This is a genomic window from Streptococcus sp. Marseille-Q8145 (assembly GCF_965112035.1).
Genome location: NZ_CBCOPQ010000001.1, coordinates 1 through 16310 on the forward strand (window position 1 = coordinate 1; position 16310 = coordinate 16310).

General features: G+C 42.2%; 17 protein-coding genes, 1 tRNA gene, 2 pseudogenes and 1 other annotated feature. Of the genes and pseudogenes, 4 read left to right on the forward strand and 16 right to left on the reverse strand.

Going from position 1 to position 16310, the window contains the following annotated elements; all coding sequences use genetic code 11:
* Window positions 1-187: 187 nt before the first annotated feature.
* Both ACWPVL_RS00005 and gyrA read right to left on the reverse strand, forming a co-directional pair.
* Complete coding sequence (locus ACWPVL_RS00005) at window positions 188-934, reverse strand: class A sortase (protein WP_062005332.1); 747 nt, start codon at window positions 932-934, stop codon at window positions 188-190.
* A gap of 7 nt (window positions 935-941) precedes the next feature.
* A complete protein-coding gene (gene gyrA, locus ACWPVL_RS00010) occupies window positions 942-3392 on the reverse strand; it encodes a DNA gyrase subunit A (RefSeq protein WP_454386014.1) in 2451 nt (816 codons plus the stop codon).
* 206 nt (window positions 3393-3598) lie between these two features.
* On the opposite strand from gyrA, the gene ACWPVL_RS00015 reads away from it, so the two are divergent.
* On the forward strand, window positions 3599-4585 hold the full coding sequence (locus tag ACWPVL_RS00015) for an L-lactate dehydrogenase (RefSeq protein ID WP_005591942.1): 987 nt from the start codon (window positions 3599-3601) through the stop codon (window positions 4583-4585).
* A gap of 44 nt (window positions 4586-4629) precedes the next feature.
* On the opposite strand, the gene ACWPVL_RS00020 is transcribed toward ACWPVL_RS00015, so the two are convergent.
* From ACWPVL_RS00020 to ACWPVL_RS00030, 3 genes are all read right to left on the reverse strand, one after another.
* Complete coding sequence (locus tag ACWPVL_RS00020; RefSeq protein ID WP_454386016.1) at window positions 4630-5046, reverse strand: NUDIX hydrolase; 417 nt, start codon at window positions 5044-5046, stop codon at window positions 4630-4632.
* 60 nt (window positions 5047-5106) lie between these two features.
* Window positions 5107-5178 (reverse strand) — tRNA-Arg (locus tag ACWPVL_RS00025).
* 124 nt (window positions 5179-5302) lie between these two features.
* The gene (locus ACWPVL_RS00030) at window positions 5303-7267 is read right to left on the reverse strand and encodes a peptide ABC transporter substrate-binding protein (RefSeq protein ID WP_454386018.1); all 1965 of its coding nucleotides are present in this window, start codon (window positions 7265-7267) and stop codon (window positions 5303-5305) included.
* A gap of 268 nt (window positions 7268-7535) precedes the next feature.
* Here ACWPVL_RS00030 and ACWPVL_RS00035 point away from each other — a divergent pair, with 268 nt between their 5' ends.
* The gene (locus ACWPVL_RS00035) at window positions 7536-7790 is read left to right on the forward strand and encodes a metal-sensitive transcriptional regulator (RefSeq protein ID WP_015605027.1); all 255 of its coding nucleotides are present in this window, start codon (window positions 7536-7538) and stop codon (window positions 7788-7790) included.
* Window positions 7791-7840: 50 nt separating this feature from the next.
* On the opposite strand, the gene ACWPVL_RS00040 is transcribed toward ACWPVL_RS00035, so the two are convergent.
* The 10 genes and pseudogenes from ACWPVL_RS00040 to ACWPVL_RS00085 all read right to left on the reverse strand — a co-directional run.
* The gene (locus ACWPVL_RS00040; protein ID WP_148877155.1) at window positions 7841-8134 is read right to left on the reverse strand and encodes a rhodanese-like domain-containing protein; all 294 of its coding nucleotides are present in this window, start codon (window positions 8132-8134) and stop codon (window positions 7841-7843) included.
* Window positions 8131-9783: an FAD-dependent oxidoreductase gene (locus ACWPVL_RS00045; protein ID WP_454386021.1), complete on the reverse strand. Its 1653-nt coding sequence runs from the start codon at window positions 9781-9783 to the stop codon at window positions 8131-8133. Before ACWPVL_RS00045 ends, ACWPVL_RS00040 begins: the two co-directional genes overlap by 4 nt.
* 13 nt (window positions 9784-9796) lie before the next feature.
* Window positions 9797-10105 carry a rhodanese-like domain-containing protein gene (locus ACWPVL_RS00050; protein WP_045497485.1) on the reverse strand — a complete coding sequence of 103 codons (309 nt, stop codon included), beginning with the start codon at window positions 10103-10105 and terminating at the stop codon, window positions 9797-9799.
* Between the two features lie 130 nt (window positions 10106-10235).
* Complete coding sequence (rpmA, locus tag ACWPVL_RS00055; protein WP_005590406.1) at window positions 10236-10529, reverse strand: 50S ribosomal protein L27; 294 nt, start codon at window positions 10527-10529, stop codon at window positions 10236-10238.
* A 17-nt stretch (window positions 10530-10546) separates the two neighbouring features.
* A complete protein-coding gene (locus tag ACWPVL_RS00060; protein WP_005590407.1) occupies window positions 10547-10891 on the reverse strand; it encodes a ribosomal-processing cysteine protease Prp in 345 nt (114 codons plus the stop codon).
* Window positions 10892-10906: 15 nt separating this feature from the next.
* Window positions 10907-11221, reverse strand: a complete 315-nt coding sequence (gene rplU, locus ACWPVL_RS00065; protein ID WP_005591928.1) for a 50S ribosomal protein L21 — start codon at window positions 11219-11221, stop codon at window positions 10907-10909.
* A 35-nt stretch (window positions 11222-11256) separates the two neighbouring features.
* Window positions 11257-11344: a sequence feature (ribosomal protein L21 leader region), on the reverse strand.
* 83 nt (window positions 11345-11427) lie between these two features.
* Window positions 11428-12021, reverse strand: coding sequence for a hypothetical protein (locus tag ACWPVL_RS00070; protein ID WP_454386025.1), 594 nt, complete (start codon window positions 12019-12021; stop codon window positions 11428-11430).
* A 75-nt stretch (window positions 12022-12096) separates the two neighbouring features.
* Window positions 12097-13311, reverse strand: coding sequence for a tRNA uracil 4-sulfurtransferase ThiI (gene thiI / locus ACWPVL_RS00075; RefSeq protein ID WP_288929866.1), 1215 nt, complete (start codon window positions 13309-13311; stop codon window positions 12097-12099).
* A gap of 3 nt (window positions 13312-13314) precedes the next feature.
* Window positions 13315-14457, reverse strand: a complete 1143-nt coding sequence (locus ACWPVL_RS00080; protein WP_454386028.1) for a cysteine desulfurase family protein — start codon at window positions 14455-14457, stop codon at window positions 13315-13317.
* 120 nt (window positions 14458-14577) lie between these two features.
* Window positions 14578-14703 (reverse strand): annotated as a pseudogene (locus tag ACWPVL_RS00085) (phosphoenolpyruvate synthase regulatory protein); the annotation flags it as partial.
* On the opposite strand from ACWPVL_RS00085, the pseudogene ACWPVL_RS00090 reads away from it, so the two are divergent.
* Together ACWPVL_RS00090 and ACWPVL_RS00095 are read left to right on the forward strand one after the other, a co-directional pair.
* Window positions 14692-15048 (forward strand): annotated as a pseudogene (locus ACWPVL_RS00090) (putative PEP-binding protein); the annotation flags it as partial. The pseudogenes ACWPVL_RS00085 and ACWPVL_RS00090 overlap by 12 nt on opposite strands.
* A 172-nt stretch (window positions 15049-15220) precedes the next feature.
* Window positions 15221-15640, forward strand: a complete 420-nt coding sequence (locus tag ACWPVL_RS00095; protein ID WP_125390469.1) for a DUF6556 family protein — start codon at window positions 15221-15223, stop codon at window positions 15638-15640.
* 172 nt (window positions 15641-15812) lie between these two features.
* Here ACWPVL_RS00095 and ACWPVL_RS00100 read toward each other — a convergent pair whose 3' ends face one another.
* Window positions 15813-16301 carry a prolyl-tRNA synthetase associated domain-containing protein gene (locus ACWPVL_RS00100; RefSeq protein WP_454386030.1) on the reverse strand — a complete coding sequence of 163 codons (489 nt, stop codon included), beginning with the start codon at window positions 16299-16301 and terminating at the stop codon, window positions 15813-15815.
* Between the last annotated feature and the right edge of the window lie 9 nt (window positions 16302-16310).

The window sequence follows — 16310 nt, forward strand, 5'->3', positions numbered from 1 at the left end:
GATTTATCTATTTCCGTGATAATTTCCTTTCCTGACTAAAAGAGTACCATACTAACATAAGTATAGCACAATCTAATAAAGAAGGTATATTCTTTGAAAGCGTTCTAGTATCTGTTCGTATATCATTTTAGTTTCATCAATCAAAAAACGAAGTAACAAAAGTTACTTCGTTTTTCAATATTTCTTATTATAGCTGCATTTGATTATAAGATCGACTGAAAGCATCTAAAATATCTTTTGGTGCCTTGTCATAGTCAATCGTACTTTCAAGCGTACCTTTGACAATGGTTCGACTGGTTGCTGCTGCATCCTCACATGTGACTAAAGTAATTTCAGCAACTCCTTCTGTGTCATTGATGACATCCACGCGCTCTGGTGCGACACTTTCTATACTAGAAATCGTATAGGTATAGATCTTTTCCTTATCCGTGATATAGATTTTCATCCCTATTTTGGCACGATCTAGTGGCGAAAAGAGCATATCACTGGCTCCAGTAATTCCAAAGACGTGATGACTGGCTAAGGCGTAATTTCCTTGGCCCATCTGTTGATCTTCTTTCATGGTACCAGCACCATAGTAGAGTCCAACATTATCCAAGCCCTTGAAAATTGGCAGATTCATTGACACTTCCGGAATTGAAATGCCACCAATAACTGGTAGTTTTTGAGCCTGCCACTGAGCATTGATCACAGCTTCTGTCGAAAGAGATTGGACTTCGCTAAACTCAAAACTCGATTCGACTGCCTTATTTTGCTTGATTTCTTCCTTGGAAACCTTGCTAACCTGATATTGGTTTGTGTGCCAAACCATGATCATATTTCGGATAGAGGAGTTGAAAATCAGCGCTAAGGCAACCAGAAATAAAAGGAAAACTGCACAGTTAATGATAAAATTTCTGAGCTTGAATTTCTTCTTAGATTTCTTCACATTCATCCTCCTCTTACTCTACTTCTTCCTCATCATCTTTTGCGTCAGGCGCAACCGTTGTAAAGGTGACAATCTGGGCATTTTGATCCAGACGCATAACCTTAACTCCCATGGTTGAACGACCTGTCTGAGAAATATTGGCCACACTGGTCCGAATGATGACACCAGTATTAGTGATAATCATCAAATCTTCCTCGCCAGTAACGGTCATCAGACCAGCGAGAGGCCCATTCTTATCAGTGATATTGGCTGTTTTAATCCCTTTACCGCCACGGCCCTTGGTTGGATACTCACTGGCAAGAGTTCGCTTACCATAGCCTTTTTCAGTGATGATAAGCACTTCGTCTCCCTCAGCAATCACACCTGCTCCAACGACTTGGTCGCCGTCACGCAGATTGACCCCACGAACACCAGTCGCACTACGGCTCATGCTTCGGACAGCTGTCTCATTGAAGCGGACAGAATAACCAAACTTAGTACCAATGATAACATCTGCAGCGCCGTCCGTCAGAAAGACATTAATTAACTCGTCTTCATCTTTCAAATTCAAAGCCTTAAGACCATTCTGACGAATATTAGCAAATTCCGTTACACTGGTCCGTTTGACCACCCCGTGACGGGTAGTAAAGAAGAGATAAGAATCATCACTGCGATCTTGCTGGACATTAATAATTGTCTGAATAGTCTCACCTTCATCCAGTTTCAAGAGATTGACCACTGGTAAGCCCTTGGCTGTCCGGCCGTACTCAGGGATTTCATATCCTTTGAGACGATAGACTCGGCCCTTGTTAGTAAAGAAGAGCAGTCTATCGTGAGTACTAGTTGAAACCAGCTCTTTGACGAAGTCATCGTCTTTGACGCCAGTTCCTTGAACACCGCGGCCTCCGCGTTTTTGAGCAGTGAATTCAGCCTGATTCAGACGTTTGATATAGCCTTTATTAGACAAGGTAATCAAAACGTCCGCTTCCTCAATCAAATCTTCATCTTCAAGTGAAAGAACTTCTCCTACCATCAGCTCAGTTCGGCGGTCATCCGCATATTTACGCTTGACCTCGTCTAACTCTTCCTTGATAATAGCGACAACGCGCTCTGGCTTAGCCAAGATATCAGCTAAGTCCGCAATCAAGGCAATCAGCTCGTCATACTCTGACTGAATCTTATCACGTTCCAAACCAGTCAGACGACGCAGACGCATGTCGAGGATAGCCTGACTCTGACGCTCAGACAACTCAAATTTAGCCATCAATTCAGCCTGAGCTTCTGCGTCCGTTGCGCTATTACGGATGATGCGAATCACTTCATCAATATGATCCAGCGCAATCAGCAAACCAGCTAAGATGTGTGCTCGAGCTTCCGCCTTTTCTTTATCGAAGGCAGTCCGTCGAGTCACCACTTCTTTTTGGTGTTCAATGTAGGCCAACAAAATCTCACGCAGAGACAGAATCTTCGGCACTCCATTTTGAATGGCCAGCATATTGAAGCTGAAATTGGTCTGCATCTGAGTCAACTTGAAAAGGTTATTTAGAATGACATGAGCAGAAGCATCACGACGAACCTCAATGACAAAACGGACCCCTTCACGGTTGGACTCATCACGAACAGCAGTGATACCGTCAATGCGTTTTTCCTGCACCAGACGAACGATGTGCTCATGGACCTTAGTCTTATTAACCATGTATGGAAACTCAGTTACGACAATTCGCTCACGGCCATTTTTCATCTCTTCGATTTCAGTGCGAGAACGAAGGACAATTGATCCCTTACCTGTTTCATAAGCCCGGTGAATACCAGACTTACCCATAACCAGTGCTCCTGTCGGGAAATCTGGTCCAGGCAGGACTTCCATGATATCGCGAGTCGTTGCTTCTGGATTGTCCATGACAAGCTTAACGGCATCAATAGACTCACCAAGATTATGAGGTGGAATATTAGTCGCCATCCCAACTGCAATTCCTGTCGCTCCATTTATGAGCAAGTTAGGGAAGCGAGCAGGAAGAACCATCGGCTCTCTCTCGCTGGCATCATAGTTGTCAATATAGTCAACAGTATTTTTGTTAATATCACGAAGCATCTCCAGAGCAATCTTACTCATACGTGCTTCTGTATAACGCTGGGCAGCGGCCCCGTCTCCGTCCATCGAACCGAAGTTCCCATGGCCGTCTACCAGCATGTAGCGATAGCTCCACCATTGAGCCATCCGCACCATCGCTTCATAAATAGAAGAGTCACCATGCGGGTGATACTTACCCATGACATCCCCTGTGATACGAGCTGATTTCTTGTGAGGCTTATCAGGCGTAACGCCTAGCTCATTCATGCCATAAAGAATCCGGCGATGAACCGGCTTAAGACCATCGCGAACATCTGGAAGAGCCCGAGCCACGATAACACTCATTGCATAATCGATGAAACTGGTCTTCATTTCGCTGGTCAAATTGACATCTACTAAGTTTCTATCTTGCATTAAAAAATGCCTCATTTCAATATTAAATCACTATCTCATTATACCACATTTTTGCTATATATTCAGTATTTAAAACCGAATATAAAAACGTTTACATAGCCTTTTAGGGGTCAAAATACCACGGTGAGCCGTGACAAACTGTATCAAAAGTGGTAGAATGTAATTGTATGGGGAAAACCCCAAAAATAATAAGGAGATGTTTAGAAATGACTGCTACTAAACAACATAAAAAAGTCATCCTTGTTGGTGACGGTGCCGTAGGTTCATCTTACGCTTTCGCGCTTGTTAACCAAGGAATTGCACAAGAGCTTGGAATTATCGAAATTCCACAATTACACGAAAAAGCTGTAGGTGATGCGCTTGACCTTAGCCACGCCCTTGCCTTCACTTCACCTAAAAAGATCTACGCAGCTCAATACTCTGACTGTGCAGACGCTGACCTTGTTGTTATCACTGCGGGTGCGCCTCAAAAACCAGGTGAAACTCGTCTTGACCTCGTTGGTAAGAACCTTGCTATCAACAAATCAATCGTAACACAAGTTGTTGAATCAGGTTTCGATGGTATCTTCCTTGTTGCCGCTAACCCAGTTGACGTTTTGACTTATTCAACTTGGAAATTCTCAGGCTTCCCTAAAGAACGCGTTATCGGTTCAGGTACTTCACTTGACTCAGCCCGTTTCCGTCAAGCACTTGCTGAAAAATTGGATGTTGACGCTCGTTCAGTTCACGCCTACATCATGGGTGAGCACGGCGATTCAGAATTTGCTGTTTGGTCACATGCAAACATCGCAGGGGTAAACCTTGAAGAATTCCTTAAAGATACTCAAAATGTTCAAGAGTCTGAATTGATCGAATTGTTCGAAGGTGTTCGTGATGCTGCTTACACAATCATCAACAAGAAAGGCGCTACATACTACGGTATCGCTGTAGCCCTTGCTCGTATCACAAAAGCTATCCTTGACGATGAAAATGCTGTACTTCCACTTTCAGTCTTCCAAGAAGGCCAATACGGTGTGAAAGATGTCTTCATCGGTCAACCGGCAGTTGTTGGTGCACACGGTATCGTTCGTCCAGTGAATATCCCATTGAACGATGCAGAAACTCAAAAAATGCAAGCATCTGCTAAAGAATTGCAAGCAATCATTGACGAAGCATGGAAGAATCCAGAATTCCAAGAAGCATCTAAAAACTAATCAAAAAAACATCTCCTGATAAAAGGGGATGTTTTTTTGTTATCTTATGTGGATCTATCAGAAAAAATATCAAGCAAATAAGGAACAATCAGCTCTCCCTCTAAGTCTTCCAAAGAAGAAAGCCAAATAAAGTCTGTATGCTCTTCCGGATCCAATAGGATATCGCGCTGATCTATAATCCTAGCCCCATAAACCAAGCGTGTAAAAACAGTATTTTTACTTGTGTCAAACTGACTATCTTCATGGATAATCTTATCAATCCGAATCTTTTGATTAACCTCCTCCATAGCCTCGCGTAGAGCTGCTTCTCTGGGTAGTTCGTTCTCTTCTACACTTCCGCCAGGAATATCCCAATAGCATGGATAGACATTAGGAAGCCCACGCTTTATTTTAGAGCGTTTGATCAGCAGATACTTTCCGTCTTTCTCAATCAAGGTATGAGCGATTAACTTCACTGCCATAGCAGTCTCCTCTCTCTTAGAAAACAAAAAAAGGACTCTCTCGAGTCCAAACTTCAGTCATCCACCCTGAGAGAATCGAACTCCCATCTCAAGAACCGGAATCTTACGTGATATCCATTACACTAAGGGTGGCAACTTATTTATTATAACCAATTTTTCACAAAAAAACAAGTCTAAATGGCTCCTTTTATAAAATTCTTAATGTAGATCAAATCAAAAAGATTAACTCTCAAAGAAAGTTAATCTTTTATATATTTTATTTCTTTTCGATATGATCTGCTAGCTCTTCTTGGGCTTTTTTGTTAGATTCTAAGGTTTTTTCTTGCCATTTCTTCTTAGCTTCTTCATATTCTTTGGTCGTTACAATTTCACTTCTGAGTTTTGTGTATTTAAAGTTGAAGCCAGATCCCTTGATTCCAACGAGTGAATAGGCACGACTGAAAGGTTTGGACTTACTTACAGAAGGACTACCGCCTCCTGAAATGGTCGGCATGATAATCCCACTATCAAGCAACCAAGCTTGTGCATCCGCATATTTTTCATAGCGAACTTTCACATCTGTCGTTTCAGCATTTGCTTCTTCCAACATCTTAGTATAAGTGTCCAAGCCCAACTCTTTCATCTTGTCCATATCTTGACCTGGCTCAAAACCAAAGTTTTGCAAGCTGGCACCATTATTTACATTTAGAGTATCTAAGTAGGTAGATGGGTCTTGATAGTCAGCTGACCAGCCCCCTGTATAGAAGTCATAGTCCTTTTGAGCAGCAGTATTTGCAAAATAGGTGATGTTGTTCAAATCATCCACACTAATCTTCTGCAGGTCAATCACTACATTTTCTGCACCCAAGGTTGATTCAATTGATTGTTTTACTGAACTTGCCCATTGGATGCCCACCTTGTCAGCCTGGTCTACAGGAAGGTCTAAATGGATTGGGAATTGAACTCCCTTAGACTCTAAAGCTTCCTTAGCTTTAGCAAATCTTGCCTTAGCTTTTTCTGGATTATAATAAGCATCTTGAGCATCTGTCAGATCGATATTCGCCCATTCTGTACCATAATTCACTAATTTAGAAGCAACAACTTGGCCAAAAGTTTGATCGCCAATTTGAACAAATGTTGGAGGAACAAGCGTATTTCTCAACAGCTTGGTAGCTCCATCTTTACCATTACTTTGCGCACCATAAGAAGTCCGGTCAAGGGCAAAATTGACGGCCTGACGGAAGTCCTTATTTAAAACCGCTTCTTTTGTTGCATTCTTTTGATCATCACTTGTTTTGGAAGTGTGATTGTAAGACTGACGGTTGAAGTTGAAATTAAAGTAGTATGAGGTCGCATCCTGTGGGCTATAAAGGATATTGTCCGCATATTTCTTCTTAACTGCCGCAAATCCTGAAGTATTTGGATAGAGACGAGCACCGCTATAAGCACCATCGCTGAAGTTACGAATCAAAGATTCTTGGTCTGATCCATCATAGTAGGTTAATTTGACATGTTCTAGACTGACCTTGTCTTTATCATAATAATTTGGATTTTTAACGAATTCCATAGACGATTTAGAAGTCAAAGATTTCAAAAGGAAAGGACCGTTGTAAAGAATACTTGATGGATCAACAGAACCAAAATCTTTTCCTTTAGACTTCAAAAATTCTTCATTGACAGGGAACAAGATATTATTCGTCGTTTTAGAGTTCCAATAAGGCTCTGGGCGTGTCAGCGTGTATTGAACAGTATAATCATCTACTGCCTTCACTCCGACTTTTGAAAAGTCTTTTTCGTCGCCTTTGACATAGGCATCCAAGCCACTAATCGAGTCTTGAATCAGGTAAAGGGCTTCAGACTTCTGGTCAGCCACATATTTAAGTCCAGTCACAAAGTCTTGAGCTTTCACATTTGCAACTTCTTCGCCATCAACATTGAACCACTTAGCATCCTTACGAAGTTTATATGTGTAAGTCAGGCCATCTTGAGAAACTGTCCATGATTCTGCAAGAGAAGGAACAAGATTTCCATATTCATCATTTTCCATAAGACCATCCACAAGGTTTGTAATAACGTCTGATGTAGTTGCACGGTTAGTGGTCAGGTAGTTCAAGCTATCTGGATCGCTGGCATAAACATAAGAATATGTAGTTGTGCTGGATGAAGATTTGCCACAAGCTGACAAGAATACTCCTGCACTGAGTACCACTCCAGTAGCTAAAAGCATTTTTGATACTTTCATAAATACACCTCCAAAAATTGAGAGAAGTCTAAGAATAAGAGAATCTGAAGCAAAGATAGGCCCTTATTTTGTTTAATATTCTCTTAGTTCAATTTCTATGTTATATTTTATAACATAAGCTATTATACCAGAATTTTGATAAAAAGTAAATAGAGGAATCAGAGAGTGATTATGGAAAATTTCTGAAAACTACCTCCAACCAATCCAATTGACAAATATACAGATTAAGCATATAATAAACTCAATGTAAACAAACGAGGAAATCACCGTGAATTCTAATTATATTACCCGCCTCAAGCGCTCCGAGGGACAGTTAAGAGGCATTCAAAAAATGATTGAAGAGGACAGGGAATGTTCAGATATTCTCACACAGTTATTAGCCGTCCGCTCCAGCGTTGACCGTGTTATTGAGATGGTTATTACTGAGAATTTAACGGATTGCCTAGAAAATCCATCTGATGATCCGAAAAAGCAAAGGGAAAGAATAGAGAAAGCTATTCATTTTCTGGTAAATCGAAAATAAGAAGAAGAGGAAAAAAGGATTCAAGCAACGACTTGAATCCTTTTTATCTTTTATTCCGTCTCTCCAGACCAAGCGTTCATGCCACCTGATACGTTGGTCACATCAAAGCCCTGCATGGCAAGAAATTGGCAAGCAGTCGCTGAACGTGCACCTCCTTGGCAAATGACATAGTATTTGTAGTCAGGATCCAGCTTTTTATAGCCAGTTTCCAACTCACTAAGCGGAAGATTTCCAGCATTTGGGATATGACCCGCTTGAAATTCATGTCTTTCGCGCACATCTACGATGGCCAATTTTTCAGATTGATACTGCTTTTCTAAGTCAGCTGCTGATATAGTTTTCATTTTTCTACTCCTTCTGGTTTTACCATTTTATACAAAGCATAAGCTCCGTCTAGATTTTTCACTGCAAATCCTGCTTGTTTTAAGATTCGCTCGGCAATATAGCTGCGCAGACCGCTGTGGCAGCTCACGATATATTCTGCTTCCTTATCCAGCTCAGCCAAGCGTTCTCTGAGTTCATTCAGCGGAATATGGACTGTTTTATCTGCCTTCAGGCGTCCTTGCTTAAACTCATTGAGTGTCCGGACATCTAAAAAGACTTTCCCACTAGCCAACTCGTCTTCCAGCTGGTGCCATTGGATATTTTCACTCAAGCCTTCCGCTAGATTCATAGCTGCATAGCCCAGCATATTGACCGGATCCTTGGCTGAGCCAAAAGGTGGTGCATAGGTGAACTCCAGCTCTGGCAAATCAAAAATCGTGAGATTGCCCTTGATAGCTGTCGCCAAAATATCAATCCGCTTGTCAACGCCTTTTTTACCCACACCTTGAGCACCATAGATTTTTCCAGTTTTTGGCTCAAAGAGCAATTTCAAGGTCAAGTCAGTCGCACCTGGATAGTAGCCTGCATGATCCTTACCGCTGACATGAATCGCTTGATAAGGCAGCTGATTTTGCTGAAGGAAACGCTCATTCAGACCTGTTGAAGCGGCTGTCATGTCAAAGACACGCACAATAGCTGTACCAATACTTCCCTTATTCTTCCGCTCCAAGCCAGCAAGCACATCTGCCACCTGACGTCCTTGTCGATTAGCAGGCGAAGCTAGAGCAATCAAAGCATCATCACCAGTTATTTCCTGCTTAACAAGGATGACGTCTCCGACTGCAAAAATATCTTTCTGACTCGTCTCATAATGCTCGTCAACCAAGATGCCCCCACGAAGACCTGTTTCAATGCCTGCTGCCTTAGCCAAGCTATTTTCAGGCTGGACTCCGACAGAGAGAATGGTCACATCTGAAGCCAATTTTTGTCCATTTTCCAAGACAATCACTTTGCCATTTTCTTCGAAGCAAGTAGCTGACTGGGAGGTGATGACCTTCACTCCCTTATCGACTAATTCTGCTTGGACAAAAGCTGCCATTTCCTCATCAAGTGGTGACAAAACATGCGGCGCTTTTTCTACGATTGTCACATTCAAACCACGCTTGCGCAGATTTTCAGCCGTTTCCAGACCGATAAATCCAGCACCGATGACAACAGCCTCTTGCGGCTCTTCATCCAAGGCTAACATGATCTGATCCAAGTCTGGGACATTGCGCAAAGTGAATACATTAGTTGCTTCTGAAAGTCCTTCAATCTCAGGAATAGAAGGCTTCGCTCCCGGTGAAAGAATCAGCTTATCATACTGCTCTGTGAACTCTGAACCGTCATGAGCCACCGTCACCGTGTGCTCTTCAGGCGAAATCTTCACCACCTCATGAAAAGGTCGCACATCCAAGTTAAAGCGTGCCTTGAGACTTTCAGGTGTTTGAACCAAGAGAGCATCTCGCTCAGCAATTTCACCAGAAATATAATAAGGCAGACCGCAGTTCGCAAAAGATACAAAAGGACCTTTTTCAAAAATCACAATTTCGGCATCTTCCATCAGCCGTCTTAAACGTGTTGCCGCAGACATACCGCCTGCAACTCCACCAACGATAATAATTTTCATTGTTTAACCCTTTCTACTTAATGGTTTTCCCTGTCCAAGCGCTCATACCACCGCGGACATTGACAACATCATAGCCCTTTTTCTTCAGCTTTTTCGCTGCCATCTTGCTCCGCACGCCTGAATGGCAAATAACGTAAATCGTCTCCTTTTTAGCTGGAGCAAATTGACCAATTTGGCTCAAAGGAATATTCTGGGCCTCTTTGATATGTCCTCTACGAAATTCGGATGGTGTCCGTACATCAATTAGTTGGATATTGGACTTCAATCGCTTCTCCAACTCATCCGTTGAAATACTATCTATTTTTGTAAAAAAATGAAACATATTTTTTCTCCTTTATACCCCTATAGGGTATATTAAAACACTAAGAAGAGAAAATGTCAAGGAAACGATTTCATTTTTTACAAAAAATAAAAACCCCGATCTTGAGACAGGGATTTTTATCAATAATGAATTATTTCGCAATTGGGTAAACTGATACTTGTTTCTTATCGCGACCTTTACGTTCAAAGCGTACTACACCTTCAACTTTTGCGAACAGTGTATCGTCTCCACCACGGCCAACGTTAACACCTGGGTAGATGTGTGTGCCGCGTTGACGGTAAAGGATAGATCCTCCAGTTACAGTTTGTCCGTCAGCTGCTTTAGCTCCAAGACGTTTTGCTTGTGAATCACGTCCGTTTGACGTTGAACCTCCACCTTTTTTGTGGGCGAAAAGTTGCAAGCTTGCAAGATTCATTTTTAACATAGTGTTTTTCCTCCGTGTTAGTTTTCTGTGATAACTCTGGTTTGGACGAACTCAGAAGAGTTCTCCGATAAGTTTGCCATTCCCAAGAAAAATGATTCAAAGAAAAGCTGAGTCATTTCTCTCTGATGCGGCGGAATATCCATAGGGATTTCTACTCGTAAATATCCGCCTTCTTCTTCGTTTAATTCTAGGATTGGTTCATAGCCTGCAAATTTTTCAATTGAATTGATGAAATTTATGGCAAGCGTAGAAACCGATGCACACACGACATCAAAGCCGTATTCGCCACTTCCGGCGTGTCCAGTAATTTCCGCACTCCTCAGCTCGCCATCTTCGGCTTTCTCAAAGACTGCCTGTATCATGTGTTCTCCTGTAAATTAAGCGTTGATTGCGTTGATGACAACTTTAGTGTAAGGTTGACGGTGACCTTGTTTGCGGTGGCTACCTTTTTTAGGTTTGTACTTGAAAGTAACGACTTTCTTTTGTTTTCCTTGTTTTTCAACAGTTCCAACTACAGTAGCTCCAGAAACAAGTGGAGTTCCGACAACAGTTTTATCACCACCAACAAGAACAACTTCGTTAAAAGTCACTTCTTGACCAGCTTCAACATCCAATTTCTCAACGTAGATAGCTTGACCAACTTCAACTTTAACTTGTTTTCCGCCAGTTTTAATGATTGCGTATGTGCTCATTATGCACCTCCTATGATTTATTGGGGTTTCCCCATATTTTTGTGAAGACTCGCCTAGCATCGTGGGACGAACCACTTTATACTCACTATGTGAGCAACGATGTTCGAGCGGTTGCACAGGCCGTGCATAGTCAACATTCTTAGTATAGCACTTCTACTAACCTTTTGCAAGTAATTTCATTTAATGAAAACGGATTTTCACGTTTATTAATGAATAAAGATAATCTGTCCTTTGTTATTTATTTCCACATCAACTATAGCAGGTGTCTTTAGTTTCGATTTTAAGTTTCGAGCTAAACTTTGACTGGAGTTTGCAATGTTGACTGTACGCTTGCCAGTTCCAGTGTTAATCGTTAAGGTGACACTGGAATAACCAGACTTTCTAGTTCCAACATAAGTATCTATCTCAGAAAGTACGGCCATCTTAGTTACTGTTTCTTGATTTGTAAAATAATGGTATCGCCAAACACCATTGCTAATGCGGTATCCAGCATAAAAGGGGATTACAAGGAAAATCATGGGTAAGCCAAGTACAAGGCCAAAAACACCGTTGACACGTCCATTCCTAAATAGATAAGCCCAAGAGTTTTTGAAAGCCCCCTTCCATGAACCTGCTTGAACCTTGTTTTTGTAGAATCCAAATAAGATAAGTCCCAAAAATCCTATAATAACCAAAAAGTGAATACCAAGTCCTAATAAATAAGTCCAACTTGGTTCCCCACCAATCAAAGCATTATCTTGTCCATCTTTCCAAGACAATGCCCGCATGAGCCCACTCAAGAAATAATCCCACTCGTTCATAAATATCCCCTTTTATCTTCAGCATAGATGGATATAATTTCCAGATTCTTTTAGTAAAAAGCTACTTCTAAACTCCTACAACAAGTCCTCAATCAGCTCATCAACTTCATCAGTCTCTGCTTGTGGTCTGATTTCTGTAATCATGATGCCTGCAACAGCGCGTTCTACCAAGCCTTCAACATCTAGACGAGCTTCGTACTGCTCAGCATTCTTGATTTTTGGATTAGTTTTAGGCCGATCTGGCGCAAAAATAGTACAGCAATCTTCAAATGGCTGGATAGAGATTTGGAAAGTATCGATTTTTTCTGCAATCTCAATGATTTCCAGCTTATCCATAGTCACGACAGGACGAATAACCGGTGTATTGGTTACAGCGTTGATAGCCTGCATACTCTCGATGGTTTGACTGGCCACCTGACCAAGACTTTCTCCATTGATAATGACTTGACCGCCCCGCTCCTCTCGAATCCGGTCTGTAATGCGCATCATAAAGCGACGAGTCAGTGTCATCAGATAAGCTTCTGGAGCCTTGGCCTTGATTTCCTCTTGTATCTCTGTAAAAGGCACTTCGATAAACTGGATGTTGCCACCAAATTTGGTCAATTTCCGTGTCAAATCTTGAGCTTTTTTCAAAGCGCCTGGACTGGTGTAAGGCGGACTAGCAAAGTGAACCGCCTCGATATCTACACCGCGCTTGAGAGCCAAATAGCCCGCCACTGGTGAGTCAATCCCACCAGACAGCATGAGCATGCCCTTGCCTGAAGTTCCGACTGGTAGTCCCCCAGCACCACGGATGGTCTCATAAGAGATATAAGCCGCTTCTTCACGAATCTCGACACGTAGGTCAATATCTGGCGCTTTCATCTTGACCTGAACATTTGGAATGGCCTTAAAAACAGCATCCCCCAATGTCTGATTGAGCTCGCGGCTATCCAATTCAAAGCTGTGATCACTGCGTTTGCTGGAAATCTTAAAGGTCATACCTTCTTGATAGACTTCCTTCATGATGGTTTGGACAGCTTCGATTAGGGCTGGCACAGATTTTTCAATTTTATAGGATGGTGAGAAATTCTGAATCCCAAAAATCTGTTTGAGTGACTCGGCGACTGGCTGATAGTCTGTTCCATGCAGATAGACATGGGTCCGGTCACGGTCAGCCTTGACATGGACCTGCGGATAGACTGACAAAACAGCCTGAATATTACGTTTGAGTTTGTTGATAAAGCGCATGCGGTTCTTGCCCTTGGTAGAAAGCTCACCATAGCGCACCATAATTTCTGAATATTGCATTGTTTACCTTACTTTTCTGGTTTTTTCGTAAATAATTTTAAAAGTCGTCAAGAACTGCTCCATCTGGCTCATATCGTTGTCCAGATCTAAACTGATACGGACGGCAGTTTGAGCGAGAGACTTTTCGACCCCCATAGCAATCAGCGTACCTGCTGGCTTACCGGCCTTAGAAGAGCAAGCGCTGGTCGTCGAGATATAAATCTCGTAGTCTTCAAATGCGTGGACGACGACTTCACCCCGCACTCCCTTGATACCAAAGGTCAGGATATGGGGAGCAAAATCTTCCAAGCCTGAGAAGATCACCACATCTGGATACTTCTGCAGCTCTTCAAGGATAATCTTCTTCATCTGAGCCGTCCGCTGGGCAAATACTTCTTGCTTTTCCATGGACAAACGCAGAGCCTTGGCTGTCGCTGCAATACCAGCTAAATTTTCTGTTGTGGAGCGCTTATCCGACTCCTGGCCGCCACCATTCAAGAGCGGGCTGATTTTCTTGCCAGACTTGATATAGACAAATCCTACGCCCCGGACACCGTGAAATTTATGACTGGAAAATGTCGCAAAATCCACGCGATCCGTCAGATAAGCAGCTGTTGGAATCTTCGTGACAGCCTGTACAGCGTCCACATGAAAGGAAATAGTTAGCTTATCTGCTAGCAGTTCAGATATCTTCTGGATAGGCTGAATACTGCCGATTTCGTTATTGACAGCCATGACCGAAACCAGAGTGGTGTCTGGTCGAATCAGCTCCGCTAGCTTGTCTACCTCAACAAAGCCTGCCTTATCAACTGGAGCAAAATCGACTTCAAATCCCCGACTCTGCAGCCAGAGGGCTGATTCTTTAACCGCTGGATGCTCGATGTTAGATACAATGATGTGTTTGCCAAAGGGAACTTTTTCAAAAGCAACTCCTTTAAGCACCCAGTTGTCCCCTTCTGTTCCTCCAGACGTAAAAAAAATCTCCGACGAAGACTTGCCTAAAAGCTCTGCTATTTGCCGGCGAGAGGCCTCTAAGAGACGGGTAGCCTGGCTGCCCAAACTATGCAGGCTAGAAGGATTACCCCAGATTTTAGAAGCCACTTCTGTATAGGTAGCCAGCGCCTCTGGATAGGGCTTGGTTGTCGCTGAATTATCTAAATAAATCATCTTTTTCCTCTGTATTTATCAGTAAAAATCAATACTCCTATTGTAACACGAAACGAGCCTAGGAACAAGAAAAGGGCGCAGTTCCTACCTGATAAATTTAGGAACCGGCCCTGAAGACGATTACTTCGCCTCGCCAATTATATCTAATTTTTTTAAATAATCTTCAATCAAGAAAGCTGTCTCTTCAATTGATTTATCCGTAATATTGATGACCTCCGTCTGATATTTTCTAAAGACTTCTTCAGCTTTGGAACCAATGACTTGACCCAGATGACTTTTGGCTTTTCAAGGGATGATATTGGGAAATTCCTCAATGATTATAAAGAGAAAAAGTTGCTAACGCAGGATCCTTTCCAAAGCCTTGACCAAGAAGGTGTCGGCCAATTGATGAAATTGGCGATTGAAAAAGCTCGCCAAGTAGATCCAGACTTGTCCATCGGAGTTTGTGGCGAAGTTGGCGGTGATCCGGCTTCCATTCCTTTCTTACAAGGAATCGGTGTCACTTATGTCTCCTGCTCCCCTTATCGAGTCCCAGCAGCTCGGCTAGCTGTAGCCCAAGCTGCCCTTAACTCTGAAACAACTCCAAAGTAGCTCTAACATTTTGATAAAACAAACAGCTCTAAGAGGCTTATCTCTCCGCCTTTTAGAGCTGTTGTTCTTCATTCTTTTGTGTGCGTTTTCATTTAAAAAATTCAGATTTTTGGAAGACTTTTCTAAATAAAAGACGTATAATAAATTAAGAACGAAAAGGAGCGACTTTTACATGGAAAACTATTCTCGCAAAGAAAAAAATAACAGCACTTCAAATCGAAAACCAGCTAGTCAGCATATTAAAACTGGCTTTTCTGCCCTACAAAAGACTATTGCTACAATTGCCAGTCTTCTTTCAATCGTCATTGCTTGCTTTACCATCATGAACCTTATGAACAACAATGACTCAAAATCAAAAACTGATACAGGCAACTCGACAACAACTACTACCATCATCAAAGAGGTAGAAAAAGAGTCTACATCTGTTAGCTCGACTCCAACAGAAACTTCTGCTGCTACTGAGACCGAAACATCCTCAAGCTCTTCAAGCGCAGAAACGAATACGAGCCATACAACTACTTCCACTGATAGCAGTTCGACAAGCCAAGACCAGCATACAACAACAGAGTCCAGCACTCAATCATCCAACTAGGAACATTTGGAAGAGTGCCCCTTATCCAATCTATCCAAGAAAGCCTGAATTTTACTCAGGCTTTTTTCATTGCCAGCCTTCTCTTACTATTTGAGAAAAATTCTTGGCCTTTCTCTAATTTTTGGAGCCAAAAAAACTGTGAGGTCAAGAAAACCCACAGTTTTTCCAGAAATCAAAGTTCCAAAATTTGATAATCATAGCCCAGATGAGCCAGGAACTTAAAAAGATCTTGGGTGGCGACAAAAATCGTCTTTTCATTGGTATTGGGATGGAAAGTCATGATATCCTCTGATACAATGTCCTTATCAAAATAGACCTGAATGTCTCGCTCAGGATTATTCAGAAGGCCAAAAGGCGATACTGTTCCTGCTGGTAGGTTCATCTTTTCAGCCAAGGAGTCCAATGAAGCCATGCGAATGCGGTTGGCTGAAACCAGGTCTTTAAACAAATCCATATCCAGACTCTTCTTGTCATCCATAATCAGCAGATAATATTGAGTTTTCTTTTTATTGGTCAAAAACATGGACTTAGTCCGGACTCCTTCCATTCCTTCAATATAGCTATCTGCCTGCTCTGTCGTAAATACAGGTGGGTGCTCCACCACATCAAAGGGGATCCCCAACTCTTGCAACTTGTTAGCTACTTGTTGATAAGCATCCACAGTTTTCCT